Raw genomic sequence first — 25964 nt, 5'->3', positions numbered from 1 at the left:
CTTATCGTCCCTACCGCCATGACTGGCGATTTAGCCGCTCCACCGCCGTCCCGGCACCCCTCGAACGAACGACCGACTAGCGCCGCCGCGGGATCGCCCGCGCCGGCCAAGGACCGCCAGACCATGAATGCATCCGTTTCCGCCCAGCTCGCCACCCCTTCGCTCGCCACCGCCGAGTCCCTTCCCGCCCGCCGCAGCGCCCAGCCGCTGCCCAGCCCCGCCGTGCTGCGCCAGCGCCTGCCGCTGAATCCCGCGCTCGCCGAGCGCGTCCAGGCCGACCGCGCCGCCATCCGCGCCGTGCTCGACGGCCGGGATCCTCGCCTGCTGGTGGTGGTCGGCCCCTGTTCGCTGCACGACCCCGAGTCCGCGCGGGAATACGCCGCGCGCCTGGCCGAACTGGCGCCGCAGGTCGGCGACCAATTGCTGGTGGTGATGCGCGCCTACGTCGAGAAGCCGCGCACCACCGTCGGCTGGAAAGGGCTGGTCTACGACCCGCACCTGGACGGCAGCGGCGACATGGCCGAAGGCCTGCGCCTGTCGCGCCGGCTGATGCTGGACATGCTGGAGCTGGGCCTGCCGCTGGCCACCGAGCTCCTGCAGCCGCTGGCAGCCAGCTACTTCGACGACCTGCTGGGCTGGGCGGCGATCGGCGCGCGCACCAGCGAATCGCAGATCCACCGCGAAATGGTCAGCGGCCTGGACCTGCCGGTGGGCTTCAAGAACGGCACCGACGGCAGCCTGGGCATCGCCTGCGATGCCATGCGCTCGGCCGCCCATGCCCATCGGCATTTCGGCATCGACGAGCTGGGCCATCCGGCCCTGCTGCAGACCCGCGGCAACCCGGACACCCATCTGGTGCTGCGCGGCGGCCATGGCGGGCCGAACCACGATGCGGCCAGCGTCGCCGGCGCCCGCCAGGCGCTGGAGCGCCAGGGCATCGCCGCGCGGATCATGGTCGACTGCAGCCACGCCAACAGCGGCAAGGATCCGCTGCGCCAGCCGGCCGTGCTGGACAGCGTGCTCGCGCAGCGCCTGGCCGGCGATGCGAGCCTGCGCGGGGTGATGCTGGAGAGCCATCTGTTCGACGGCTGCCAGCCGCTGTCCGGCGCGCTGCGCTACGGCGTCTCGGTCACCGACGGCTGCCTCGGCTGGAGCGGCACCGAACGGCTGCTGCAGGACGCCGCCCGGCGCCTGCGCGACTGAGTCGCGGCCGTCCCGCAGCGAGGCGCACTTGCGGGGCGGCACCGCCTGCGGGCAACCTCTGCCGCTGCCTTTTTCGGACCGGACCTTCAGGATGCGCGACTACACCTGGCTGCACGAATACTGTCTCAACCGCTTCGGCTCGGCGGCGGCACTGGAGGCGCGGCTGCCGCAGCCCAGAAGCGCCGACGAGCTGCGTGCGATCCCCGATGACCGCTACCTGTCGCTGATCGCCCTGCGGGTGTTCCGCGCCGGCCTCAAGCACAGCCTGGTGGACGCCAAGTGGCCGGCCTTCGAGGAAGCCTTCTTCGGCTTCGATCCGCACAAGGCAGTGCTGATGGGGGCCGAACATCTGGAGCGGCTGATGCACGACGAGCGGCTGATCCGTCATCTGGCCAAGCTCCGGAGCGTGCCGCTCAATGCGCGCCTGGTGCTGGACGCGGCACAGGAGCGGGGCAGCTTCGGCGCGCTGATCGCCGATTGGCCGGCTTCCGACATCGTCGGCCTGTGGAAGTACCTGGCCAGACACGGCAACCAGCTCGGCGGGCTGTCGGCGCCGCGCCTGCTGCGCATGGCCGGCAAGGACACCTTCATTCCCACCGAGGACGTGGTCGCCGCGCTCAAGGCCCAGGGCATCGTCGACAAGGCGCCGACCAGCCAGAAGGACCTGGCCGCGGTGCAGGCCGCCTTCAACCGCTGGCAGGCGGAAAGCGGCCGGCCGCTGTGCCAGTTGTCGGTGATGCTCGCCCACACGGTGAATCACTGACGACACGGCGGCTGCCGGGGGAGGCGACCGAAGGTCTTTTCCCTCCGGCGCTCCCTGGGCTTCACTGAGTCGGGCATTGTTCGGCACGGGCGGGCAGGGAGCGGTTGCGCCCGAAGGAGGCGGCATGGAAGACAGCATCGAGCGGATCGCCGGGGCCCTGCGGCGGGCCGAGCGCATCCTCGTCATCAGCGGGGCGGGGCTTTCCGCCGACTCCGGCCTGCCCACCTATCGCGGCCTCGGCGGCCTCTACAACGGCTGCACGCCAGAGGGCCTGCCGATCGAGGCGGCGCTCTCCGCCGGCATGCTGCGCCGCGATCCGGCGCTGTGCTGGAAGTACCTGGCCGAGCTGGGCCGGGCCTGTCTCGCGGCCCGCCCCAACGCCGGCCACGCGGCCATCGCCGAGCTGCAGCGGCGCAAGCCCGGCTGCTGGGTGCTGACCCAGAACATCGACGGCTATCACCGCGCTGCCGGCTCGCCGCCGGAGCGGCTGATCGAGATCCATGGCGAGCTGGCGCCGCTGTATTGCCAGGCCTGTGGCAGACGCAGCGAGGAACTGCGCGAACACCTGGCGCGGCCGCTGCCGCCGCATTGCGCGCACTGCGGCGGAGTGCTCCGCCCGCCGGTGGTGCTGTTCGAGGAAATGCTTCCCGCGCGCGCCTGCCAGACCCTCGCCGAACAGCTCGCCCGGGGCTTCGATGCGGTACTGGCGGTGGGCACCACGGCGAGCTTTCCCTACATCGTCGAGCCGGTCCTGTGCACCTGGCAGACCGGCGGTTTCACCGCGGAAATCAACCCGCAACGCACCGATCTCAGCGACATCGTCGACATCCATCTGCCGGGGCGGGCATCCCGGGTCCTGCCGGCCCTGCTGGAGCGTCTTTCCCGCGGCTGATCCCGTCGCTTCCGCCACTGGCGGGAGGTGCGAAGACAGGACGTGACATTCGCGAGCATGCAATCGTAATGGCGAAATGATTTTGCGACGGGTTGTCGCAGGGAATACACGCGCCGACAGCCCGGAATTCCCCTCGGAAAAACCCATTCGTCCAGGCTGAAGCCCGCGTAATTACTGGGGTTATGGCGATTGTCGTGGTGTCGCGCAGGTGTGTCGGGAATGCGACATTGCCTGTCCTTCTCCGGGGCGAAAACGCCTCTTTTGTCACAATCCGCACAGAGAGAGTTTGTAAATCGTTCTCGTCACAGGCATAGTCGCCGGCCATTGGACCTTTAGACAAGCGTTTGCCCATGCTGAATCGTCTCGCAACCCTCGTGCCCCTGGCGCTCGCCGTGTTCCTGACCGGCTGCGCGGGGCAGGCTCCGCAGCAGGACTTCGCCGCTCCCCAGCGGGTAGCCCTGGTCCAGGAGCCCAGCCAAAAGGATCTGGCCGCGTTGAACAACGGCTACCGTCTTCCGGCGCTGGCCGACAGCATTCTGGTGCGCGGTTTCGGCCTGCTCGGCACGCCTTACCGCTACGGCGGCAATTCGGAAGACACCGGTTTCGACTGCAGCGGCTTCATCGGCTACCTGTTCCGCGAAGAGGCGGGCATCAAGCTGCCGCGCTCGACCCGCGAGATGATCTCCCTCGAGGCGCCCCGCGTGGCCCGCAACGAGTTGCAGGCCGGCGACCTGATCTTCTTCAACAACCGCGGTCGCGGCGGGGTCAACCATGTCGGCGTCTACATCGGCAACGGCCGCTTCCTGCATTCCGCCAGCCGCCGCAGCGGCGGCGTGCGAGTCGACAGCCTGCAGGACGACTACTGGAGTTCCAGCTACCTGCAGGCCAAGCGCGCCCTGGTGCTGGCGCCCGGCAACAGCGCGCAGCCGATGGCGCCTGCCAAGCCCGCCCTGGTACTGGCTTCCCAGCACGACTGAAGCCTTGCTTGCGAAAAGGCCCGATCCCCTCCAGGCGATCGGGCCTTTTCGTTTTCGCGGGGCCGGGGCGTCGGCTTGCACGAAGTGCCGCCTGTCGGCAGAGTAGAGCGATACGACAACCGGACTGTCGCTCATGCCCGCTCAGGCCCGCCTTGCCCTGGTTCTCCTCGCCGCGCTGCTCGCGGCCTGCTCCGCCCGCTCTCCCACGCCCGATGCGCTGCCCGATGCCGGTCCCCCACCGGCGGCGGAGGACGTGCTGGTCCGCGCCCTCGGGCTGGTCGGCACGCCCTATCGCTGGGGCGGCAACACCCCGGACTCCGGCTTCGACTGCAGCGGGCTGATCGGCTATGTCTATCGCGAGGCGGCGGGCATCCGCCTGCCGCGCTCGACCCGCGAAATGCTTGCGATGGGCGTGCCCGGCGTGCGTCCCGAGGCCCTGCGCAGCGGCGATCTGGTGTTCTTCGCCACCGAGGGCGGCCGCCGGGTCAGCCATGCCGGCATCTACGCGGGCGAGGGGCGCTTCGTGCACGCACCCTCCAGCGGCGGCACGGTGCGTCTGGATCGCCTGTCCGACGATTACTGGCGCGCCAGCTACCTGGGCGCCCGGCGCGTGTTGCGCGGCATGCCGGTGGCGCGCCAGCCCTGAGCGGAGGCGCAACGCGCCATGCCGTCAATTGCCGTCATCCCGTGGCGGCCCTTGCAGCCGCGCCGACCAGTCTTCCACGCACAGGGTGTCGAGCCGGCGCTGGAAGATCTTCCGCCACGAGGGCACGAGCGGCAGTTCGAGCAGCTCCTGCAGGAACGGCACATCCACCTCCCGCGCATGGAAGGCGGCCGAGATCCGCTGGATGCTCCAGGCGGGATGCGGCCGGTCGAGCAGATGGAGCAGGTCTCCCGCCGTGATGCAGCCCTCTTCGAGCACCCGGTAGTACCAGCCGCATCTCTGGCTCCGCTGTATCCGCAGCGCCATGTCGGCGACGCCGAAGCGGTCGTTCAGTTTCCAGCAGGGCAGCCGGCCCTGACTGACCTCCACGACGAGCGAGCCGACCCGGAGCCTGTCGCCGAGACAGATGTCCGCCTCGGTCATGCCCCGGCTGTGGATGTTTTCCCCGAAGGCGCCCGGCTTTTCGAGCGGGGGCAGGCGGCCAAGCTCCGCTGTCCAGGATGAATAATGCTCCGCCGGGTACTGGTGGATCGCCTTGTCCACTCCGCCATGCACCCGCAGGTCGCCCTGCTCGTCTCCGCACAGGCCCAGCCGGCGGACCTGGACCGAGCCTGCGACCACCGACTTGTCGATGCCGCTGTAGGTGCCCGGGCGGGTATAGGGCGCTGCCTTTCCGATCAGGACGGCCTCGATTCTTCCCAGTGCGATCGGCATGTCCGCGCTTCCGATCACTGCTGACCGGCAAGCCAGCGGCGCAGTACCCGCTGCCCGCGCCGGCGGAGTTCTTCACCCACGTCCTTCGCCTGCCGGCGGATCGTCGGCGGATCGATCCGGCTGGCCGACAGCTCCGCCGCGTGGCCGATCAGCCACTGCTCGATCCGCGCCGGATCGGCTTCGAGGTGGAACTGCAGGCCCAGCACGGCCGTGCCGAGCATGAAGGCCTGGTTCGGGCAGATGTCGGTGCGGGCGAGAAGGGTGGCGCCCGGCGGCAGCTCGAACATGTCGCCGTGCCAGTGCAGCACGCTGCCGTCGTCGCCCAGTTCGCCGAGGCAGCCGGCAGCGCCCTCCGCGGTCAGCTGCAGGCCGCCGAAGCCGATTTCCTTGACGCCCATCGGCGCGACCTTTGCCCCCAGGGCGCGGGCGATCAGCTGGGCGCCCAGACAGATGCCGAGCAGGGGCTTGCCGCTGCGCAGCCGCCTGCCGATCAGCTCCAGCTCCGCGAGCAGGAAGGGATAGGTGGCCTCGTCGCAGGCGCCGATGGGTGCGCCGAGCACGACCAGGAGTTCGGCCGACTCCACGTCCAGCGCGGCCAGTTCGCGGGCGTCCAGGATGCCAGGGTCGGCATAGCGGATCCGGTAGCCCAGCTCCTCGAGCACGGGCGCGAAGACGCCGAGGTCCTCGAAGGCGACATGGCGAATGGCGATGGCGGTTTTCATTTCTGTACCGGTTTCATGTTGTGGGTTTGAGAGGCACCCTATGCGATGGGCTCGCAGGCTGTCGAGGCCCGCCACCCATCCCCGCAACAGGAGCTCGAGCATGCACGACGCCATTTCCGACCTCGCCCGTCGCCTGCGCGACTGTAGCCGGCTGGTGCTCTTCACCGGCGCCGGGGTGTCCGCCGAGAGCGGCATCCCGACCTTCCGCGACGCCCAGACCGGGCTCTGGGCGCGCTACAGCCCGGAAGAACTGGCCAGCCCCGAGGGGTTTCGCGCCGATCCGCGCACCGTCTGGGAGTGGTACGCCTGGCGCCGCGAGAAGTGCCTGGCCGCTCAGCCGAACCCGGCACACCTGGCCATCGCCGAGCTGGAGCGGCGGCTGCCCGGGGTCACACTGATCACCCAGAACGTCGACGGCCTGCATCAGCGCGCCGGCAGCGCGGCGCCGCTGGAGCTGCACGGCAACATCCACCGGCTCAAGTGCTTTCGCTGCGAGGCCGACGGCGGCGACTGGCCGGAGACGCTCGACTCCCTGCCGCGCTGCGCCTGCGGCGGTCTGTTGCGCCCTGCGGTGGTCTGGTTCGGCGAGAACCTGCCGTCCGATGTGCTGGCCCGGGCCGGCGAGGCCGGCCTGCAGGCCGAACTGTTCTTCAGCATCGGCACCTCCAGCCTGGTCTATCCGGCCGCCGACCTGCCGTTTTCGGCCAAGCGCTGCGGCGCCTGCGTGGTCGAGATCAACCCGCAGCCGACCCCGCTCAGCCGGTACGCCGATCGCTGCCTGCACGGTGCGGCCGGCAGCGTCCTGCCGCAGTTGCTGACTGCCCTGGAGTCGCTCTGAAAGGGAGCGTATGAGCGCTGTTCATGACGCCGGACGATTCGTTCCATTGTGCGCGGCCGGCGTTTCCACTACCCTGCGCGCCTCGCTTCAGGTGCCTTTCTCTCGAAAGGTGAAACAGGGAAGCCGGTGCGTGCCGCGACGATTCGCGGTGCAAGGCCGGCGCTGCCCCCGCAACGGTAGACGAGTCGCGAAACCGCAGTAAGGCCACTGTGCCCCATGGGCACGGGAAGGCGTGGTTTCGGAGGCCGCCGCATGGCGCTTCACTCGTGAGCCCGGAGACCGGCCTGTCGCGATTTCTGGCGGCGCGGAGAAGGCTGCAGGCAGGTTCTGCCTGAGCGCTTTCCCACCCGCTTTCGCTGATTGCAGGCCGTGCGGGTGGCGCGGCGGAGAACGACCTTGATTCGCAAGCCCTGTTTCGGGCCGGCGGCGTCCGCGCTGCTGGGCCTCTTTTCCCTTTCCCCGGCCCAGGCGGCCGACACCCCCCTGGGCCTCGACGCCACGGTGGTGACCGCCGCACGCAGCGCCCAGACCCTGCGCGACAGCCTCGCCGCGACGAGCCTGATCGAGCGCGACGACATCGAGCGCAGCCAGGCGCAGTCGGTGCCCGAGCTGCTCAAGCGGCTGCCGGGGGTGTCCATCTCCAATAACGGCGGGCCGGGCAAGAATACTTCCGTCTACCTGCGCGGCACCGAGTCCGACCATGTGCTGGTACTGATCGATGGCGTGCGGGTCGGCTCGGTGACCACCGGCACCGCCGCCTGGCAGGATCTGCCGGTGGAGATGATCGAGCGCATCGAGGTGGTCCGTGGGCCGCGCTCCAGCCTGTACGGCTCGGAGGCCATCGGCGGGGTGATCCAGATCTTCACCCGCAAGGGCGGTGACGGCGCGCCCAGGCCGTTCTTCTCCGCCGGCTACGGCACCCACGACACCTACACCGGCAGCGCCGGGGTTTCCGGCGGCAACGCCCACGGCTGGTACAGCCTGGCCCTGAGCAGCGCGGACACCGACGGCATCAACGTGAAGAGCCCCGGCACCAGTGGCTACGAGAACGACGCCGACGGCTACCGCAACCATTCCGCCGCGCTGCGCGCCGGCTGGCGCTTCGACAACGGCCTGGAGCTGGAGGGCACCTTCCTGCGCGCCAAGTCGCACAACGACTACGACCAGGTGAACCGCCGCGGCACCGCCGGCTTTTCCGCCAACGCCGACGGCGAGCAGAACGTGGTCAGCGGCCGCGCCCGCTTCAGCCTGCTGGCGTTCTGGCAGGTCACCCTGCAGGCCGGGCGCAACGAGGACAAGTCCGACACCTACCAGGACGGCAGCTTCTATTCGCGCTTCGACAGCCGCCGCGACAGCGCCAGCTGGCAGAACGACCTGACCCTGGCCGAAGGCCATGTCCTCACCCTGGGCGTCGACTACCAGCGCGAGGAGGTCAACGGCAGCACCGACTACGACGAGGATTCGCGGGAAAACAACGGCGCCTTCGTCCAGTACCTCGGCGAATACGGCCGCCACGACTGGCAGGTGTCCCTGCGCCGCGACAACAACGAGCAGTTCGGCCAGCACGAGACCGGCAACATCGCCTACGGCTACGCCCTGACCGACGCGCTGCGCGCCACCGTCAGCTACGGCAGCGCCTTCAAGGCGCCGACCTTCAACGAGCTGTACTACCCCTTCTACGGCATTCCCGACCTCGACGAGGAGACTTCCCGCAGTCTGGAGATCGGCCTGTCCGGCACGCACGGCTGGGGGCACTGGTCGCTGAACGCCTACCGCACCAAGGTGGACGATCTGATCGTCTACGATTCTTCCATCCAGGGTCCGGCGAACCTCGACGAGGCGCGCATCCGCGGCCTCGAGCTGGTGATCGGCAGCCGCACCTTCGGCTGGGACTGGAGCGCCAACTACAGTCTGCTGGAGCCGGAGAACAGCGGCTCGGGCGCCAACGACGGCAACGAGCTGCCGCGCCGTGCCTCGCAGATGTTCAACCTGGAGCTGGACCGGCGCTTCGGCGACCTCGCCGTTGGCGCCACGCTGCACGCCGAGGGCCGGCGCTACGACGACGTGGCCAACGCCAACGAGCTGTCCGGCTATGCCGACGTGGACCTGCGCGGCGAATACCGCATCACCCCGGAGTGGCGTCTGCAGGCGCGCGTGGCCAACCTGCTGAACGCCGATTACGAGACCGCCCTGGGCTACAACCAGCCAGGACAGGCGGTATACCTTACCGTCCGCTATCAGGCGCTGTGAGGCGCCGCCGGCCGGCGGGCCGGAATCACACAAGGAGAACGCGCATGCTCAACCTGTCCCCTCGCAGCCAACTGATCGTCGGCGTGGCGCTGGCCCTGCTGATGGCCATGACCCGCGGCCAGCACTTCGCCACCCTCAACCTGCCGAGCGCTTCTTGGGCGGTGTTCTTCCTCGCCGGCGTGCTGCTGCGCCCGCGCTGGGTGTTTCCGGCGCTGTTCCTCGAGGCCTCGCTGCTCGATTTCGTCGCCATCGGCTGGATGGGCGTGAGCGACTGGTGCCTGTCGCCGGCCTACTGGCTGCTGGTGCCGGCCTACGGCTCGCTGTGGCTGGGCGGCCGGATCTTCGCTGCGCTGCAGCGCGACAGCCTGGACAAGCTGGACAGTCTGGCCGGGCTCGGCCTGGCGGTGGTCGCCAGCGCCTTCGTCTGCTACCTGTTCTCCGGCGGCGGCTTCTACTTCTTCTCCGGCCGCTATCCGGAGCCGGCGTTCGCCGAGTTCGTGCAGCGCCTGCTGGCCTACTACCCGCGCAACCTGGGCAATCTGGCCCTCTACGTGGGTCTCGCTGCGGTACTCTACGCCGGCTTCGCCGCCCGCCTGAAGGCGCAGCGCGCCGAGGAAGCCCGCGGATGAGCGAGTCGCCGGAGCGGGACGCCCGCCACAAGGCACGCATGCAGCGCAAGAAGGCGGTGATCGACGGGAAGATCGCCCACGCCACCGACGAGCACGGCCTGTTGCTGGTGCACACCGGCAACGGCAAGGGCAAGAGCAGCGCGGCCTTCGGCATGGCTGCCCGCGCCCTCGGCCACGGCATGCGGGTCGGCGTGGTGCAGTTCATCAAGGGCGCCGCCACCACCGGCGAGGAGGCCTTCTTCCGCCGTTTTCCCGATCTGGTGCGCTACCACGTGATGGGCGAGGGCTTTACCTGGGAAACCCAGGACCGCCAGCGCGACATCGACAAGGCCTGCGAGGCCTGGGTGGTGGCCCGCGAGCTGCTCGGCGATCCGTCGATCGGCCTGGTGCTGCTCGACGAGCTGAACATCGCGCTGAAATGCGGCTATCTGGAGCTGGAGCCGGTGCTCACCGACATCCAGGCGCGGCCGTTGCACCAGCATGTGGTGGTGACCGGCCGCGGCGCGCCGCCCGGGCTGATCGAGGCGGCCGACACCGTGACCGAGATGACCCTGGTCAAGCACGCCTTCCAGGCCGGGGTGAAGGCGCAGAAGGGGATCGAGTTCTGATGTATCGAGCGAAGCTCCGTGCTTCTCGTAGGGTGGATAACGGCGCAGCCTTACCCACCGTGGGGCTCATGCTGGAAAACGCCGCGCGGTTTTCCACGGGATGGCCATCCACCCTGCGGCTGTTGCCTCCATTCGCGGTCCCGGGCCTCGGGAGGCGCCGATGAACGAGCGCCGCTGCCCGGCCCTGCTGATCGCCGCCCCGGCCTCCGGCCAGGGCAAGACCACCGTCACCGCCGCCCTGGCCCGCCATCACGTCAACCGCGGCCGGCGCGTGCGGGTGTTCAAGTGCGGCCCGGATTTTCTCGACCCGATGATTCTCGCCCGCGCCTGCGGAGCGCCGGTCCACCAGCTCGACCTGTGGATGGTCGGCGAGGCCGAGTCGCGGCGCCTGCTCTGGGCGGCGGCCGGGGAGGCCGACCTGATCCTGATCGAGGGGGTGATGGGCCTGTTCGACGGCGCGCCGTCCGCCGCCGACCTGGCGCGGCGCTTCGGCGTGCCGGTGCTGGCGGTGATCGACGCCGCGGCCATGGCCCAGACCTTCGCCGCCGTCGCCCACGGCCTGGCCACGTTCCAGGTCGACCTGCCGTTCGCCGGGGTGCTGGCCAACCGGGTCGGCAGCGCCCGCCACGGCGAGATCCTCCAGGGCAGCCTGCCGGCGCACCTGCCCTGGTACGGCGCATTGCCGCGCAGCGCCGACATCGAATTGCCGAGCCGCCACCTGGGACTGGTACAGGCCGGCGAGCTGGCCGATCTCGACGCCCGCCTGGACGCCGCCGCCGAGGCCCTGGCCGCCAGCGCCGGCACCGACCTGCCGGCGCCGGTGGCCTTCGCCGCGCCCGCACAGGCGACGCCCGAGCCGCTGCTCGCCGGGGTACGCATCGGCGTGGCGCGGGATGCCGCCTTCGCCTTCCTCTACCAGGCCAACCTGGAGCTGCTCGAACGGCTCGGCGCCGAGCTGGCGTTCTTCTCGCCGCTGGCCGACGCCGCGCTGCCGGCGGTCGACAGCCTCTACCTGCCGGGCGGCTATCCCGAGCTGCATCTGGACCGGCTGGCCGCCAACGTGCCGCTGCGCGCGGCGATCCGCGCCCACCATGAGGCCGGCAAGCCGATCCTCGCCGAGTGCGGGGGCATGCTCTACCTGCTCGACGCGCTGACCGACCTGGACGGCCGGCGCGCGGCCATGCTCGGCCTGCTGCCCGGCGAGGCCTGGATGCAGCCGAAGCTGGCCGCCCTGGCCATGCAGGAGGTCGAGCTGGACGGCATGCGCCTGCGCGGACACAGCTATCACCATTCCACCATGGCCTGCGCGCTGACACCCGTCGCCCATGGCGAATGCCCCAACTACCGGCGCACCGCCGAGGCGGTCTACCGCCGCGGCCGGCTGACCGCCAGCTACATCCATTTCTACCTGCCCTCGGCGCCGCAGGCGACGGCCGCGCTGCTGCGACCCTGATGACACGGGAGGCGCTGCTTCATATGGAGCGAGCTGCGAGCGGCTGTAGGGTGGAAAACTCGCGCAGCGATTTTCCACCAGGGTGGATGGCTTCGGCCATCCACCCTACCCAACTGCCCGCCCATTCGACGAAACCGAAAATGATCGAGAACGCCCGCGACCCGCGAGAAATCTCCATGAACCCTCATGCTTTCAGCGACGCCGAGCGCGCCGCGGTCTACCGCGCCATCGCCGAGCGCCGCGACATGCGCCATTTCAGCGCCGGCAGCGTGGCACCGGAGCTCCTGGCGCGTCTGCTCAACGCCGCGCACCAGGCGCCCAGCGTCGGCCTGATGCAGCCCTGGCGCTTCATCCGCATCACCGATCCGGCGCTGCGCCGGCGCATCCAGGCACTGGTGGAGGCCGAGCGAGTGCGCACCGCCGAAGCCCTCGGCGAGCGCGCCGACGAGTTCATGCGCCTGAAGGTCGAGGGCATCGGCGACTGCGCCGAGCTGCTGGTCGGCGCGCTGATGGACGGCCGCGAGGCGCACGTCTTCGGCCGCCGCACCCTGCCGCAGATGGACCTGGCCTCGCTGTCCTGCGCCATCCAGAACCTCTGGCTGGCCGCCCGCGCCGAAGGCCTGGGCATGGGCTGGGTGTCGCTGTTCGAGCCGCGGGCGCTCGGCGAGCTGCTCGGCCTGCCGGCCGGCGCCGAGCCGGTGGCGCTGCTCTGTCTCGGCCCGGTGGAGGGCTTCTACCCGCGGCCGATGCTGGTGGAGCAGGGCTGGGCCGAGGAGAAACCGCTGGCTGAGCTGGTCTTCGAGAACCGCTGGGGGGTGCGTCCGTGAGCCTGGGATTGAGCCTGCTCGCCGGCGTGGCGCTGGATGCGGCCCTCGGCGAGCCGCGGCGTTTCCATCCGCTGGTCGGTTTCGGTCGGCTGGCCGGTGCCTTGGAGGCGCGCTTCAATGCGGCGGGGCGCGGCCGCCGCCTCGACGGCCTGCTCGCCTGGAGCCTGGCAGTGCTGCCCCTGACTCTGCTCGCCAGTCTGCTGGCGCAATTGCCGCTGGTCGGCGAACTGCTGGCGATCCTTACCCTCTACGTCGCGCTCGGCCTGCGCAGCCTGGGCGAACACGCCCGGCCGGTGCTGGACGCGCTGCAGCGCGGCGACCTGGTGGCGGCCCGCCGTGGCGTGGGCCGGGTGGTCAGCCGCGACACCTCGACGCTGGATGCCGGCGGCGTGGCCCGCGCAGCCAGCGAGTCGCTGTTGGAGAACGGCAGCGACGCGGTGTTCGCCACGCTGTTCTGGTTCGTCGTGGCCGGCGCGCCGGGGGTGGTGCTGCACCGGCTGGCCAACACCCTGGACGCCATGTGGGGCTACCGCACGCCACACTTCGAGCGCTTCGGCTGGGCTGCGGCGCGGATCGACGATCTCCTCAACTATGTCCCGGCGCGCCTCGCCGCGTTGACCTACGCGCTGCTCGGCAAGACGCGCCTCGCCCTGGCCTGCTGGCGCCGTCAGGCGCCGCTGTGGGACAGCCCCAACGCCGGCCCGGTGATGGCCGCCGGCGCCGGTGCCCTGGGCGTCGAGCTGGGCGGCACGGCGGTCTACCACGGCGCGCGGCACGAGCGCCCGACCCTCGGTGCCGGCGGCCCGGCCGATGCGGGGACCATCGCCGCGGCCTGGCGCCTGCTCCAGCATGGCGTGCTGCTCTGGCTGGCACTGGTTCTGCTGGGAGACTGGCTGCATGCTTGAGCACGGCGGCCGTCTGCGCGCCGCGGCGCAACGTTACGGCATCCCATTGGGCGACTGGCTGGACCTGTCCACCGGCATCGCCCCCGAGCCCTGGCCCGTGCCGTCCATCCCGCTCGATGCCTGGGCGCGTCTGCCGGAGGACGATGACGGTCTGGCCGAGGCCGCCTGCGCCTGCTACGGCGCCGCCCAGGCGTTGCCGGTGGCCGGCAGTCAGGCGGCGATCCAGGCGCTGCCGGCGCTGTTCGCGGCCGGAAGGGTCGGCGTGCTGGCGCCGAGCTACGCCGAGCACGCCCAGGCCTGGCAACGCGCCGGTCACCGGCTGATCCGTCTGCTCGCCGGAGACATCGAGGCGCGTCTCGACGAGCTCGATGTGCTGGTGCTGGCCAATCCCAACAACCCCACCGGCGAGCGGTTCGAGCCATCCCGGCTGCTCGACTGGCAGGCACGGCTGGCCCGGCGCGGCGGCTGCCTGCTGGTCGACGAGGCCTTCATGGACTGCACGCCCGACTACAGCCTGGCGGCCTATAGCCAGCGGCCGGGGCTGGTCGTGCTGCGCTCGTTCGGCAAGTTCTTCGGCCTGGCCGGCGTCCGCCTGGGCTTCGTGCTGGCCGAGACGGCGCTGCTGGCGCGGCTGCAGGAGCGCCTCGGCCCCTGGGCGGTCAGCGGCCCGGCGCGGACGCTGGGCCTGCAGGCGCTAGGGCCGGCCGGCGGCGCGGCGCGCGCGCAGCGTGCCGGCCAGCTGCAGAAGGCAGGAGAGCGGCTGGCCGGACTGCTGAGCGCGCAGGGGCTGGCGCCAGCCGGCGGCACCGCGCTGTTCCAGTGGGTGCGTACGCCCGAAGCTGCTCGGCTGCACGACTTTCTCGCCCGCCAAGGCATCCTCGTGCGCCTGTTCGAGACGCCCGCCAGCCTGCGCTTCGGCCTGCCGGCGGACGAAACCGGCTGGCAGCGCCTGGCTCGGGCGCTGGCCGACTACCAGAAGGAAACGACATGACCACCCTGATGGTGCAGGGCACCACCTCCGACGCCGGCAAGAGCACCCTGGTGACTGCGCTGTGCCGCTGGCTGGCGCGCCAGGGCGTGGCGGTGGCGCCGTTCAAGCCGCAGAACATGGCGCTGAACAGCGCCGTCACCTTGGATGGCGGCGAGATCGGCCGTGCCCAGGCGGTGCAGGCGCAGGCTGCGGGCCTCGTGCCGCACACCGACATGAACCCGGTGCTGCTCAAGCCGAGCAGCGACACCGGCGCCCAGGTGATCATCCACGGCCGCGCCGTCACCTGCATGGACGCCGCCGCCTACCACGACTACAAGCGCGTGGCCCGCGAGGCGGTGCTCGTCTCGCACCGGCGTCTGAGCGAGCAGTACGCCGTGGTGATGGTCGAGGGTGCCGGTTCGCCGGCGGAGATCAACCTGCGCGCCAACGACATCGCCAACATGGGCTTCGCCGAGGCGGTCGACTGTCCGGTGATCCTGATCGCCGACATCGACCGGGGCGGGGTGTTCGCCCATCTGGTCGGCACCCTGGCGCTGCTCTCCGAGAGCGAGCAGGCGCGGGTCAAGGGCTTCGTGATCAACCGCTTCCGTGGCGATCTGGCCCTGCTCAAGCCGGGCCTCGACTGGCTGGAGGCGCACACCGGCAAGCCGGTGCTGGGCGTCTTGCCCTATCTGCACGACCTGCATCTGGAGGCCGAGGACGCCATCGACAATCGTCAGGTGGCCAAGGAGGGCGAGCGCCTGAAGGTGGCGGTGCCAATACTGCCGCGGATCAGCAACCACACCGACTTCGACCCGCTGCGCCTGCATCCGCAGGTGGAGCTGAGCTTTGTCGGTCCCGGCCAGGCGTCGCCGCTTTCCGACCTGATCGTGCTGCCCGGCTCGAAGAGCGTGCGCGCCGACCTGGCCTTCCTGCGCGCACAGGGCTGGGAGGCGGCGATCCGCCGCCATCTGCGCTACGGCGGCAAGGTCCTCGGCATCTGCGGCGGCCTGCAGATGCTCGGCGGGCGGGTCGCCGACCCGCTGGGCCTGGAGGGCGCACCGGGCACGAGCCGCGGCCTCGGCCTGCTGGATCTGGATACCGTGCTGGAAGAGGAGAAGCAGCTGCGCAACGTGCGCGGACGGCTGGCACTGGAGGGCGCAGAGGTCACGGGCTACGAGATCCATGCCGGGATCAGTCGCGGTGCGGGCCTCGAGCGGCCGGCGGTCAAGCTCGATGACGGGCGCAGCGACGGCGCGCTGAGCGAGGACGGCCAGGTGCTCGGCACCTACCTGCACGGCCTGTTCGAGTCGCCCGCCGCCTGCAGCGCGCTGCTGCGCTGGGCCGGCCTGGGCGAAGTCGTCACCCACGACTACCACGCCCTGCGCGAGCGCGACATCGAGCGGCTGGCCGATCTGGTCGAGGCGCATCTGGATACGGCGCGGCTGCGCGAGCTGTGCGGGCTGTCCGGATGACTCCGATGCCGCGTAGGCTGGAAAACCGTACCGCGTTTTCCAGCGCATCGCCCCCAATGGTGGGAAATGCCTGCGGCAGTTTCCCACCCTACGGTCCTTGTCGGTTGATCCCGCAGCCGGGGATCGCAGGGTGGATGGCCACCCCGTGTAAAACCGCGCAGCGTTTTCCACCGAAAACGCCGGGGCGACTTGGTAGAAAAGGTCTGCGGCCGTTTTCCACCCTACGCAAGCCCCAACGAATCGAGAGGCATCACGATGCATGAGCTCATCCTCGGCGGCGCCCGTTCCGGCAAGAGCCGCCTGGCCGAGCGCCTGGCCGCGGAGTCCGGACTGGCGGTGACCTACGTCGCCACCGCCCGGGCGCTGGACGGCGAGATGGCCGCGCGCATCGCCCATCACCGCCAGCGGCGGCCGGCCGGCTGGGCACTGGTCGAGGAGCCGCTGGCGCTGGCCCGGGTGCTGCGCGAGCAGGCCGGGCCGGAGCGCTGCCTGCTGGTCGACTGCCTGACCCTGTGGCTGACCAACCTGCTGCTGGCCGACGACCCGGCATGCCTGGCGCGCGAGCGCGACGCGCTCCTGGAGTGTCTGTCCGAACTGCCCGGACGGCTCATCCTGGTCAGCAACGAGACCGGCCTTGGCGTGGTGCCGCTGGGCGAGCTGAGCCGGCGCTACGTGGACGAGGCCGGCTGGCTGCACCAGGCGCTGGCCGAACGTTGCGGGCGGGTGCTGTTCTGCGTCGCCGGCCTGCCCATGACCCTCAAGGGAGATCCTCTATGAACCACGACTGGTGGCAGGCCGCCGCCCGACCGCTGGACGAGACGGCCCGCGCCCTGGCCGGTATCCGCCAGCAGCAACTGACCAAGCCGCGCGGTGCGCTGGGCCGCCTGGAACAGCTGGCGATCCACCTGGCGGCCCTGCAGGGCCGCGAGCGGCCGGTCGTCGAGCATTTGTGGATCGCCATCTTCGCCGGCGACCACGGCGTGGCGGAGGAGGGCGTGTCTCCCTATCCGCAGGCGGTGACCGGGCAGATGCTGCGCAACTTCGCCGCCGGCGGCGCGGCGATCAGCGTGCTGGCCCGCCAGTTGGGCGCCGAGCTGGAGCTGATCGACCTCGGCACCGCCGAGCCGCTGGAGCCGTCGCCGGCCGGTGTGCGTCGCCTGCAACTGGGGCGCGGCACGGCGAATTTCCTCCTCGGACCGGCGATGAGCGCGCAGCAGGGCCGTGACGCTCTCGAAGCCGGGCGCGACAGCGTGCGGCGCGCCCAGGCGGTCGGCGCACACCTGTACATCGGCGGCGAGATGGGCATCGCCAACACCAGTTCGGCCAGCGCCCTGGCCTGCGCCCTGCTGGGCCGTCCGGCGACGGCGCTGGTCGGGCCGGGCACCGGGCTGGACGCCACCGGGGTGGCGCGCAAGGTCGCGGTCGTCGAGCGCGCTCTGATGCTGCACGGTGCGCATGCCGGCGAGCCGCTGGAGCTCCTGCTGCGCCTCGGCGGCTTCGAGATCGCCGCGCTGGCCGGCGCCTACCTGGCCTGCGCCCAGGAGGGCCTGCCGGCGCTGGTGGATGGCTTCATCTGCAGCGTGGCGGCGCTGCTCGCCGTGCGCCTGAATCCCGCCTGCCGCGACTGGCTGCTGTTCGCCCACTGCGGCGCCGAGCCGGGCCACCGGCGGGTGCTCGAGGCATTGGCCGCCGAGCCGCTGCTGGAGCTCGGCCTGCGCCTGGGCGAGGGCAGCGGCGCGGCGCTGGCGGTGCCGCTGCTGCAGCTGGCCTGCCGGCTGCACGGCGAGATGGCCACCTTCGCCGAGGCGGCCGTGGCGGACGCCGGCCGATGACCCTGCATCTCGACCTGTTGCGCCACGGCGAAACCGAATGCGGCGGCGGCTTCCGCGGCAGCCTGGACGATGCGCTGACCGCCGTGGGTCGGGCGCAGATGCGCGCGGCGACCGTCGCGGCCGGGCCCTGGGATCTCGTGGTCAGCTCGCCGCTGCGTCGCTGCGCCGATTTCGCCGCCGAGCTGGCCGCTTCAAGGGGGCTGTCGCTGCACCACGAGGCGGACCTGCGCGAGCTGCACTTCGGCGCCTGGGAAGGCCGCAACGCCAGCGAGCTGATGCACGACGACGCCGAGGGGCTCGGGCGCTTCTGGGACGATCCCTACGCCTTCACCCCACCGGACGGCGAGCCGGTGGCGGCCTTCGAGGCGCGGGTGCTGGGCGCCGTCGAGCGGCTGCGCCGCGACTGCGCCGGCCGCCGCCTGCTGCTGGTCACCCACGGTGGGGTGATGCGCCTGCTGCTGGCCCGCGCCCGTGGCCTGCCGCGCCGCGCGCTGCTGCAGGTGACGGTGGCCCACGGCGCGCTGCATCGCCTGTGTCTGGACGGGCTGGACTGGCGGGAGCTGTGAGGATGCCACTGCCTTTGCTGATCGCCCTGCAGTTCCTCACCCGCCTGCCGATCCATCTGCCCGGCATGCCGGCGCCGCAGCAACTGGGCCGCTCGCTGCTCTGGTATCCGCTGGTGGGGCTGCTGCTCGGCGCGCTGCTGCTGGTCCTGCACGGGCTGCTGGGCGAGGCGCCGGGACCACTGCACGCGGCGCTGCTGCTCGCCGCCTGGGTCGGCCTGAGCGGGGCGCTGCACCTGGACGGCCTGGCCGACAGCGCCGACGCCTGGATCGGCGGCTGCGGCGACCGCGAACGCACCCTGGCGATCATGAAGGATCCGCGCAGCGGCCCGATCGCCGTGGTGGCACTGCTCGTCGTGCTGCTGCTGAAGTTCGCCGCGCTCCTGGCGCTGCTGGAGGAGGGCGCGGGCGCGGCGCTGCTGCTGGCGCCGCTGCTCGGGCGCGGCGCGCTGCTGGCGCTGTTTCTCCTCACCCCCTACGTGCGCCCCGGCGGCCTCGGCCAGGCCCTCGCCGAGCACCTGCCGCGCAAGGCCGCCCGCCGGGTACTGCTGGGCTCGGCGGCGGCCTGTCCGCTGCTGTTCGGCGGGGCCGGGCTGCTTGCGCTGCTGCTGGCCGCAGTGCTGTTCCTCTACCTGCGCCGCTGCCTGCTGGCACGCCTCGGCGGCACCACCGGCGACACCGCCGGGGCGCTGCTCGAGCTGGTGGAGTGTGCAGTGGTGGTGGGACTGGCGCTCTGAGGAGCGGGTAGTTACGCCGCCTCGCCTGCCGTCTCGCACTCGTCGGCGCAATGCTGGCAGGTCTGCGCGCATTCCTGGCACTGGGGCAGGCGATGCGCGATGCATTCCTCGGCGCAGTCGGTGCAGAGGCGGGCGCACAGGCGGCACAGGGTCGCCGCCCATTCGCTTTCCCGCACCATCAGCAGGGCGGTCAGGCGGCAGAGGTCGGCGCAGTCGCGGTTGAGCTCGATGCAGCGTCGCAGGGGCTGCGGGTCGGCGGCCTGCCGGCAGGCCTCGGCGCAGGTGTCGCAGGCCACGGCACAGGCGCTGCAGGCCTGGATGGCGATCGTGTAATCCATGATGGTCATGATGCTCCTCCCAAGGCGGTGGCCCTCTCCATCGCTGCAGGCGCAGCGGCCGGTTCCGGCAGCACAGGCGAGTTCAGGCCGCCTGGCTGAAGTCGTCGATGCAGCGGCGCCAGGCGTTGATGAAGTCCTGGGGCTTGCCCTCCGGCTGGAACACCCGGCACCAGACCCGCGCCAGTCCCGGCAGGTCGTCGGCCCTGGGCAGGGGCAGGGGTTGCGACTCCACCAGCAGCCAGGCGATGGCGGTGGCATAGCGCAGGTTGACCGTCAGCTCCAGGTGTGGCGCGATCAGGAAGGCCTGCTGGCTGGCCAGGCCGCGGACATGGCTGGCCAGGTCGGGGTTGCGAGCCAGGTAACGGTCCCAGAGCTGCAGGTGGCTGGCGGCGCTGATGCCGTAGAGGCCATGCCCATGCCGCTGGTGCAGGGCCTCGCCGAGCGCCGACTGGATCGCCGCGGTGCCCAGCAGCAGGGCTTCGGCGGCCGCGGAAGGACGCCCGAGGTAGAGCAGGGTCGGACGAATCACGTGTTTGCTCAGTTCGCTTGCTGCAATGCCCATATGTGGTGGACCTCGCATGGGAAAAGGCGAACGGCGAGCCTTCGGTGGCCTGCTTGGTCGAGGTGACCGGCCGATTCTGCTGCCCGAACCCCTGAGGATGCGTTGTCGCTCCCTGTCATGGCCGCGCGGACTTCCTTCACCGCGTCGCTTCGGACATCCATCGCGTATCGACTGATCAATCGCACAGGCAGGACGCCAGACTCGGCTGCCCGGGCGAACCGGCCTTGCCGGAGGCGGGGCAGGGGGCCTTCTGGCCTTGCATCGACCGCGCGGCAGGGCACATTCGTCGAAAGCGGCAGCCCGGGCACGAGAGCCCGGATACCGGTCGCACCAGCCATGATGCTCATGGCGTTATTGTTGGATGCGTCGATTACCTCATGATCGACCTGGAGCGGGACGTGAGGTTCATCGGCAAGTGACGGATGGATGGGAGTGTCTGCTCGGGACTGTTGCCCTGGCCCGCTTCAGCCAGCCCGGATGGCGCCGCGATGCAGCGCCGCCAGGCGTCGAGGAATTCCTCCGGCCGCCCCTCGGGATGGAACACGCGCCACCAGATCTGCGCCAGGCCCGGCAGGTCGTCGGCGCTGGGCAGGGACAGGCGCTGCGCTTCCACCAGCAGCCAGGCGATGGCGGTGGCGTAGCGCAGGTTGACCGTCAGTTCCAGGTGCGGCGCGATCAGGAAGGCGTGCTGGCTGGCCAGGCCGCGGACATGGCTGGCCAGGTCCGGATCCTGGGCCAGATAACGGTCCCAGAGCTGCAGGTGGCTGGTCTCGCGGATGCCGTAGAGGCCGTGGCCATGGTGCTGGTGCAGGGCCGAGCCGAGTGCCGACTGGGTCGCCGCGATGCCCAGCAGCAGGGCTTCGGCCGCGGCGGAGGAGCGACCCAGGTAGAGCAGGGTCGGCCGGATCACGTGCTTGCTCAGTTCGCTGGCTGCAATGCCCATGGGGCGCCTCGCAAGGAAAGGGTGTCCGGCGGGAAGTTCGGTCCGGGTGCAGCGCCTCGCCGGAAGCGGGAATGCGGAGTCTGTGGCGCTCCGCTGGCCGCTCGACTTGAAGTGTAGTGCGATCTTTGGCCTGTAAACTCCTGTTTTCAATTTATTTTCGCTGGGGGATTCGCAGCCATATAGCGGCTGGTGATTAGACCAGCCGCCGACCGGCTCTCCCATGGGGAGCCTCAATCCCCCGTGGCGACCGGCCTGGAGCGGTCGGTCAGCCATTCGCTCCAGGAGCCGGCGTAGAGCGGTGCCAGCGGATAGCCGGCGAGGCTCAGGGCGAACAGGTTGTGGCAGGCGGTGACGCCCGAGCCGCAATAGGCCACCAACTGCTCGACGGGACGTTCGCCGAGCAGGCCGGCGAAGCGCGCACGCAGTTCTCCGGCCGGCAGGAAGCGGCCGTCGGCGCCGAGATTCTCGGTGAAGGGCGCGCAGCGGGCGCCGGGGATGTGGCCGGCGACCGGGTCGAGGGGCTCCACCTCGCCGCGGAAGCGGGGCAGGGCGCGGGCATCGAGCAGGGTCAGGCGTCCGTCGCCGAGACGTGCCAGCAGCTGCGGCGCATCCACCAGCAGGCTGGCGTCGGGCGCGCCGCGGAAGGCGCCGGTCGCCGGGGCGGGCAGCTCGGCGGTCAGCGGCAGGCCGGCGGCGCGCCAGGCGTTCAGGCCGCCGTCGAGGAGGAACACGCCGTCGCGCTTGCCGAGCCAGGCGAGCAGCCACCAGGCGCGGGCGGCGAAGGCGGCGGGGCCGTCGTCGTAGAGCACCACCTGGCTGTCGTTGTCGATGCCCCAGGCGCGCAGGCGCTCGATCAGCAGGGCCGGATCGGGCAGCGGGTGGCGGCCGGTCACGCCCTTGTGCACCGGGCCGGAGAGGTCGCGTTCGAGATCGGCAAAGCGGGCGCCGGGGATGTGCGCCTCGGCGTAGCTGCGCGCGCCGTAGGCCGGGTCTTCGAGGGCGAAGCGGCAGTCGAGGATGCGCAGGTCCGGCTGGTCGAGGCGTTCCGCCAACTGGGCGGGGCTGAGCAGTTGCGCGTGGGACATGAAGGCTCCTTGTCGTTCGGTGGAGGAATTTCCGGAAGGTGCGAGTCTGCGGCCCGCCGCGGCAAACGCCAAGCCGTCCGGTTGAAATGACGCCGATGCCGTTTGGCCGGGACCCGGGGCGCTGGATATACTGCATGCCCTCCGGCGGCCCGGTGCCGCATTTCGCAGTACGGATGCAGCCGTGCCAGCCGCGTCCGGCGCCGGTCGCCCCGGCGCGGCGCTGCTTGCCGCGGCCAGTCAACAAGGAGCCTTCGTGGCCATCGACATTCATTGGATCCGCGACGATGCCAGCCTCGCCAGCCACTGCGCGCGCTGGCGGCAGTTGCCCTTCGTCGCCCTCGATACCGAATTCGTGCGGGTCGACACCTTCTATCCGCAGACCGGGCTGGTGCAGATCGGCGACGGCCGCAGCGCCTACCTGATCGATCCGCTGACCATCGGCGACTGGCGGCCGCTGGCCGAGCTGCTGGAGGACCCGGCGGTGGTCAAGGTGCTGCATGCCTGCAGCGAGGACCTGGAGGTGCTGCTGCGCCTGACCGGCAGCCTGCCGCTGCCGCTGTTTGACACCCAGCTGGCCGCGGCCTACCTGAACCTCGGCTTCTCCATGGGCTACTCCCGGCTGGTGCAGACGGTGCTGGGCATCGAGCTGCCCAAGGGCGAGACCCGCTCCGACTGGCTGCAGCGCCCGCTGAGCGAGCTGCAGATCCGCTATGCCGCCGAGGATGCCGTGCACCTGGCGGAACTCTACGTCGCGCTCTCCGCGCAGCTGTCCGAGGAGAAGCGCGCCTGGACCCTGGAGGACGGCGCCGAGCTGGTCGCCGGCCTGCGCCGCGACGTGGTGCCCGAGGAGCTCTACCGCGAGGGCCGGCTGGCCTGGAAGCTGAGCCGCCAGCAACTGGCCGTGCTGCGCGAGCTGTACGCCTGGCGCGAGCGCGAAGCGCGCCGGCGCGACCAGCCGCGCAACCGCATCCTGCGCGAGAACAGCCTGTGGCCGCTGGCGCGCTATCAGCCGACCGATCTGGTCGGCCTCGGACGCATCGAGGACATGCACCCGCGCACGGTGCGCCAGGACGGCGAGACTCTGCTCCGGCTGATCCGCGACAGCGGCGCGACGCCACCCGACAGCTGGCCCGAGCCCCTGTCCGAACCGCTGCCGATGGAGGCCTCGGGGCTGCTCAAGAAGCTGCGGGCGGTCGGCCAGGCCGAGGCCGTGCGCCTGCAGATCGCCCCGGAGCTGGCGCTGCGCAAGAAGATTCTCGAAGCCCTGCTGAAAAGCGGCTTCCCCAACGGCCCCTACTGCTTGCCCGATACGCTGCGCGGCTGGCGCCGCGAGCGGATGGGCCAGGCCCTGCTCGATTGCCTCGGCGGAGTACGACCATGAAATGCATCTGTTCCATCTACAAGAGTCCGCGGCGCCGGGAGATGTATCTCTACGTGGCGAAGAAGGATGCCCTGTCGCGGGTGCCGGAGGGCCTGCTGGCGGCTTTCGGCGCGCCGCAGCACGCCTTCGACCTGGTGCTCTCGCCCGAACGCACGCTGGCCCGCGAGGACATCCGCAAGGTGCTGGAGAACCTCGGGAAGCAGGGCTATCACCTGCAGATGCCGCCGCCGGAGGAGGAGTACATCGAGCACCTGCCGGAGGAGCTGCTGCGGATGAACGACCCGGTCTGATCCGGGCCGGCCCGGCGGGGCGGCTGTGCGCGGCGGCCGTTCCGCCTCCGATCCTTCCTCGCGGCTTCGCGCCGCGGCTATTCGTCCAGTGCGAAGCGCTCGCGGCTGTTGCTCAGGTGGGTCCACATGGCGGCTCTGGCCGCGTCCGGATCCTGCTGGCGGATGGCCTTCAGGATGGCTTCGTGCTCCAGGTTGGCCAGATAGCCGTGGCGGGCCAGGTCCTTGCCGCCCCGCGCGCCGGAGTCGATCCTGTTGCGCGGAATCAGGGCCTCGCCCAGGTGGCGCATGATCTCGCCGAAATAGGGGTTGCCGGTGGCTTCGGCGATCAGCAGGTGGAAGCGCCGATCCGCCTCCACGCAGCTGCGGGCGCCGGCTAGCGCGTCCTGATAATCGTCCAGTGCCTGGCGCATCGCCGCCAGCTGTTCCTCCGTGCGCCGCCGCGCGGCCAGGGCGACCGCCTGGCTTTCCAGTCCGAGGCGCAGTTCCAGGATGTCGCGCATGCTCAGCGCCGTTTCGACGTTCAGGCCCAGCGGCGCCTGCGGCTTGCGCTCCAGCACGAAGGTGCCGATGCCGAAGTCTTCGCCGCGGCCTACAAGGCCCTGGGCGTGCCGGTCTACTCCTCGGCGGTGTTCAACTTCATCCCGCGCACCGCGATGGAGTTCTACAAGGCCATCGCCGCCGACGACCACGAAACCGTGGGCAAGATCATCGACGACTTCTTCCTGCCGCTGCTGGAGATCCGCAACCGCCACGCCGGTTACGCGGTGAGCATGGTCAAGGCCGGGGTCAAGATCGTCGGCCACGACGCAGGCCCCGTGCGCGCGCCGCTGACCGACCTGCTGCCCGACGAGTACGAACGCCTCGCCGCGCTGATCAGGAAGCTCGGCCCGCAGTGATACGACTGCCCGGCCGCCTTCCGGCAGGCCGGGCACCCGTCTGCACCCCGCATAAAAACAATCAGTGGGAGACTCACCATGCATCACGCATCCCATGCCGGCCCCACCGCCGATCCGACGCTGCAGTCGGCGGTCGCCAAGGTCAAGCGCCATGTGCTGCCGCTGTTCGTCGTCAACTACATCGACCGGGTGAACATCGGCTTCGTCCGCTCCCAGATGGAAACCGACCTGGGCATCGGCGCGGCGGCCTTCGGCTTCGGCGCCGGCCTGTTCTTCATCGGCTACGCCCTCTTCGAGGTGCCTTCCAACCTGTTGCTGCAGAAGGTCGGCGCCCGTGCCTGGCTGACCCGGATCATGCTGACCTGGGGCCTGGTCGCCACGGCGATGGCCTTCATCCAGAACGAAACCCACTTCTACATCCTGCGCTTTCTGCTGGGCATCGCCGAAGCGGGCTTCTTCCCCGGAGTGATCTACTACTTCACCCGCTGGCTGCCGGGAGCCGAGCACGGCAAGGCCATCGCCATCTTCCTCAGCAGCTCGGCGCTGGCCTCGCTGATCTCCGGCCCGCTGTCCGGCGCGCTGCTGCAGATCGAGGGACTCGGCTGGCACGGCTGGCAGTGGATGTTCTTCATCGAAGGCATGGCCTCGGTGCTGCTCTGCGGCTTCGTCTGGTTCTGGCTGGACTCCAGGCCCCATGACGCCAAGTGGCTGGAGCGCGCCGAGCAGGACGCCCTGGTCGCGGCCATCGACGAGGAGCAGCGCGCCCGCGAGACGGCGACCACCGTCAAGCCGTCGATCTGGACGCTGCTCGAGGATTCCCAGATCGGCCTGTTCTGTCTGATCTACTTCTGCATCCAGCTGACCATCTACGCCGCCACCTTCTGGCTGCCCACGATCATCAAGCGCATGGGCGAGCTGAGCAGCGTCGAGGTGGGCTTCTTCAACTCGATTCCCTGGCTGATCTCGATCATCGCCATGTACGCCTTCGCCTGGCTGGCCGCCCGCTGGAAGTTCCAGCAGGCCTGGGTCGCCGCGGCGCTGCTGACCGCCGGCCTGGGAATGTTCGCCTCCACCACCGGCGGGCCGATCTTCGCCTTCGTCGCCGTGTGCTTCGCCGCCATCGGCTTCAAGTCGGCCGCCTCGCTGTTCTGGCCGATTCCCCAGGGCTATCTGGACGCGCGCATCGCCGCCGGCGTCATCGCTCTGATCAACTCGGTGGGCAACCTCGGCGGCTTCGTCGCGCCGACCACCTTCGGCCTGCTCGAGCAGCACACCGGCTCCATCCAGGGCGGCCTCTACGCGCTGGCCGCGACCTCGGTGCTGGCGGCCATCGTGGTGTTCTTCGCCCGCACCCAGCCCGGCCCCCGTGGCGACTCGGGGCTGCCCGAGCCGCGGCTGAGCCGGTCCCACGCCTGAAACCAGACCCCGCCCGCGCCTGCCGACCCCG

Annotated in this window: 27 protein-coding genes, 2 pseudogenes and 1 riboswitch; of the genes and pseudogenes, 22 read left to right on the top strand and 7 right to left on the bottom strand. The window is 70.7% G+C overall.

The window, feature by feature from the left end; all coding sequences use genetic code 11:
- The first annotated feature begins 123 nt into the window (after positions 1–123).
- The 5 genes from GCU53_RS04695 to GCU53_RS04675 all read left to right on the top strand — a co-directional run bounded on the left by GCU53_RS04695 (position 124) and on the right by GCU53_RS04675 (position 4481).
- On the top strand, positions 124–1203 hold the full coding sequence (locus tag GCU53_RS04695) for a 3-deoxy-7-phosphoheptulonate synthase (protein ID WP_152386587.1): 1080 nt from the start codon (positions 124–126) through the stop codon (positions 1201–1203).
- Between the two features lie 91 nt (positions 1204–1294).
- Positions 1295–1966, top strand: coding sequence for a DNA-3-methyladenine glycosylase I (locus tag GCU53_RS04690; RefSeq protein ID WP_152386586.1), 672 nt, complete (start codon positions 1295–1297; stop codon positions 1964–1966).
- A 124-nt stretch (positions 1967–2090) separates the two neighbouring features.
- Positions 2091–2858, top strand: coding sequence for an NAD-dependent deacylase (locus tag GCU53_RS04685; protein WP_152386585.1), 768 nt, complete (start codon positions 2091–2093; stop codon positions 2856–2858).
- A 350-nt stretch (positions 2859–3208) separates the two neighbouring features.
- Entirely contained in the window at positions 3209–3835 is a 627-nt protein-coding gene (locus tag GCU53_RS04680) for a C40 family peptidase (protein WP_152386584.1), read from the top strand.
- Between the two features lie 133 nt (positions 3836–3968).
- Entirely contained in the window at positions 3969–4481 is a 513-nt protein-coding gene (locus GCU53_RS04675; RefSeq protein ID WP_152386583.1) for a C40 family peptidase, read from the top strand.
- A 24-nt stretch (positions 4482–4505) separates the two neighbouring features.
- On the opposite strand, the gene GCU53_RS04670 is transcribed toward GCU53_RS04675, so the two are convergent.
- Together GCU53_RS04670 and GCU53_RS04665 are read right to left on the bottom strand one after the other, a co-directional pair.
- Positions 4506–5213, bottom strand: a complete 708-nt coding sequence (locus GCU53_RS04670; RefSeq protein WP_152386582.1) for an MOSC domain-containing protein — start codon at positions 5211–5213, stop codon at positions 4506–4508.
- 14 nt (positions 5214–5227) lie between these two features.
- Positions 5228–5935: a glutamine amidotransferase gene (locus GCU53_RS04665; RefSeq protein WP_152386581.1), complete on the bottom strand. Its 708-nt coding sequence runs from the start codon at positions 5933–5935 to the stop codon at positions 5228–5230.
- Between the two features lie 100 nt (positions 5936–6035).
- On the opposite strand from GCU53_RS04665, the gene GCU53_RS04660 reads away from it, so the two are divergent.
- The 13 genes from GCU53_RS04660 to GCU53_RS04595 all read left to right on the top strand — a co-directional run bounded on the left by GCU53_RS04660 (position 6036) and on the right by GCU53_RS04595 (position 19022).
- On the top strand, positions 6036–6773 hold the full coding sequence (locus GCU53_RS04660) for an SIR2 family NAD-dependent protein deacylase (RefSeq protein WP_152386580.1): 738 nt from the start codon (positions 6036–6038) through the stop codon (positions 6771–6773).
- 72 nt (positions 6774–6845) lie between these two features.
- A riboswitch (cobalamin riboswitch) is annotated at positions 6846–7075 on the top strand.
- A 94-nt stretch (positions 7076–7169) separates the two neighbouring features.
- Positions 7170–9023: a TonB-dependent vitamin B12 receptor gene (gene btuB, locus GCU53_RS04655; protein ID WP_152386579.1), complete on the top strand. Its 1854-nt coding sequence runs from the start codon at positions 7170–7172 to the stop codon at positions 9021–9023.
- 44 nt (positions 9024–9067) lie between these two features.
- Positions 9068–9652 (top strand): hypothetical protein, encoded by a 585-nt coding sequence (locus GCU53_RS04650; RefSeq protein WP_152386578.1) that lies wholly within the window; start codon positions 9068–9070, stop codon positions 9650–9652.
- Positions 9649–10260 carry a cob(I)yrinic acid a,c-diamide adenosyltransferase gene (gene cobO / locus GCU53_RS04645; protein WP_152386577.1) on the top strand — a complete coding sequence of 204 codons (612 nt, stop codon included), beginning with the start codon at positions 9649–9651 and terminating at the stop codon, positions 10258–10260. Before GCU53_RS04650 ends, cobO begins: the two co-directional genes overlap by 4 nt.
- 160 nt (positions 10261–10420) lie before the next feature.
- Positions 10421–11713, top strand: coding sequence for a cobyrinic acid a,c-diamide synthase CobB (locus GCU53_RS04640; RefSeq protein WP_152386576.1), 1293 nt, complete (start codon positions 10421–10423; stop codon positions 11711–11713).
- A gap of 170 nt (positions 11714–11883) precedes the next feature.
- Positions 11884–12540 carry a 5,6-dimethylbenzimidazole synthase gene (bluB, locus tag GCU53_RS04635; protein WP_152389787.1) on the top strand — a complete coding sequence of 219 codons (657 nt, stop codon included), beginning with the start codon at positions 11884–11886 and terminating at the stop codon, positions 12538–12540.
- Positions 12537–13445, top strand: coding sequence for an adenosylcobinamide-phosphate synthase CbiB (cbiB, locus tag GCU53_RS04630; protein WP_152386575.1), 909 nt, complete (start codon positions 12537–12539; stop codon positions 13443–13445). Before bluB ends, cbiB begins: the two co-directional genes overlap by 4 nt.
- A complete protein-coding gene (cobD, locus tag GCU53_RS04625; protein ID WP_152386574.1) occupies positions 13438–14436 on the top strand; it encodes a threonine-phosphate decarboxylase CobD in 999 nt (332 codons plus the stop codon). The genes cbiB and cobD overlap by 8 nt, the downstream gene beginning before the upstream one ends.
- Entirely contained in the window at positions 14433–15890 is a 1458-nt protein-coding gene (locus GCU53_RS04620) for a cobyric acid synthase (RefSeq protein WP_152386573.1), read from the top strand. The genes cobD and GCU53_RS04620 overlap by 4 nt, the downstream gene beginning before the upstream one ends.
- Before the next feature lie 255 nt (positions 15891–16145).
- Positions 16146–16667 (top strand): bifunctional adenosylcobinamide kinase/adenosylcobinamide-phosphate guanylyltransferase, encoded by a 522-nt coding sequence (gene cobU / locus GCU53_RS04610; RefSeq protein ID WP_152386571.1) that lies wholly within the window; start codon positions 16146–16148, stop codon positions 16665–16667.
- Positions 16664–17722 carry a nicotinate-nucleotide--dimethylbenzimidazole phosphoribosyltransferase gene (gene cobT / locus GCU53_RS04605; RefSeq protein ID WP_152386570.1) on the top strand — a complete coding sequence of 353 codons (1059 nt, stop codon included), beginning with the start codon at positions 16664–16666 and terminating at the stop codon, positions 17720–17722. Before cobU ends, cobT begins: the two co-directional genes overlap by 4 nt.
- Positions 17719–18288, top strand: a complete 570-nt coding sequence (cobC, locus tag GCU53_RS04600) for an alpha-ribazole phosphatase family protein (RefSeq protein ID WP_152386569.1) — start codon at positions 17719–17721, stop codon at positions 18286–18288. The genes cobT and cobC overlap by 4 nt, the downstream gene beginning before the upstream one ends.
- Positions 18289–18290: 2 nt before the next feature.
- Positions 18291–19022 (top strand): adenosylcobinamide-GDP ribazoletransferase, encoded by a 732-nt coding sequence (locus tag GCU53_RS04595; protein WP_152386568.1) that lies wholly within the window; start codon positions 18291–18293, stop codon positions 19020–19022.
- A gap of 11 nt (positions 19023–19033) precedes the next feature.
- On the opposite strand, the gene GCU53_RS04590 is transcribed toward GCU53_RS04595, so the two are convergent.
- From GCU53_RS04590 to GCU53_RS04575, 4 genes and pseudogenes are all read right to left on the bottom strand, one after another.
- On the bottom strand, positions 19034–19369 hold the full coding sequence (locus tag GCU53_RS04590) for a four-helix bundle copper-binding protein (RefSeq protein WP_152386567.1): 336 nt from the start codon (positions 19367–19369) through the stop codon (positions 19034–19036).
- A 73-nt stretch (positions 19370–19442) separates the two neighbouring features.
- A complete protein-coding gene (locus tag GCU53_RS04585) occupies positions 19443–19922 on the bottom strand; it encodes a hypothetical protein (protein ID WP_152386566.1) in 480 nt (159 codons plus the stop codon).
- A 484-nt stretch (positions 19923–20406) separates the two neighbouring features.
- A pseudogene (locus GCU53_RS04580) lies at positions 20407–20865 on the bottom strand (hypothetical protein); the annotation flags it as partial.
- Between the two features lie 230 nt (positions 20866–21095).
- Complete coding sequence (locus tag GCU53_RS04575) at positions 21096–21950, bottom strand: sulfurtransferase (RefSeq protein WP_152386564.1); 855 nt, start codon at positions 21948–21950, stop codon at positions 21096–21098.
- Between the two features lie 253 nt (positions 21951–22203).
- On the opposite strand from GCU53_RS04575, the gene rnd reads away from it, so the two are divergent.
- Together rnd and GCU53_RS04565 are read left to right on the top strand one after the other, a co-directional pair.
- Positions 22204–23331 carry a ribonuclease D gene (rnd, locus tag GCU53_RS04570; protein ID WP_152389786.1) on the top strand — a complete coding sequence of 376 codons (1128 nt, stop codon included), beginning with the start codon at positions 22204–22206 and terminating at the stop codon, positions 23329–23331.
- Complete coding sequence (locus GCU53_RS04565) at positions 23328–23621, top strand: YcgL domain-containing protein (RefSeq protein ID WP_152386563.1); 294 nt, start codon at positions 23328–23330, stop codon at positions 23619–23621. Before rnd ends, GCU53_RS04565 begins: the two co-directional genes overlap by 4 nt.
- Positions 23622–23698: 77 nt before the next feature.
- On the opposite strand, the gene GCU53_RS04560 is transcribed toward GCU53_RS04565, so the two are convergent.
- Entirely contained in the window at positions 23699–24373 is a 675-nt protein-coding gene (locus GCU53_RS04560) for a FadR/GntR family transcriptional regulator (RefSeq protein ID WP_425278163.1), read from the bottom strand.
- On the opposite strand from GCU53_RS04560, the pseudogene GCU53_RS04555 reads away from it, so the two are divergent.
- Positions 24254–24517: pseudogene (locus tag GCU53_RS04555) on the top strand (dihydrodipicolinate synthase family protein); the annotation flags it as partial. The gene GCU53_RS04560 and the pseudogene GCU53_RS04555 overlap by 120 nt on opposite strands.
- Positions 24518–24595: 78 nt before the next feature.
- A complete protein-coding gene (locus tag GCU53_RS04550) occupies positions 24596–25933 on the top strand; it encodes an MFS transporter (protein WP_152386562.1) in 1338 nt (445 codons plus the stop codon).
- Positions 25934–25964: the final 31 nt, after the last annotated feature.

This window comes from Azotobacter salinestris, assembly GCF_009363155.1.
Classification (GTDB): Bacteria; Pseudomonadota; Gammaproteobacteria; order Pseudomonadales; family Pseudomonadaceae; genus Azotobacter; species Azotobacter salinestris.
This window is presented reverse-complemented; position numbering and strand designations above follow the sequence as displayed.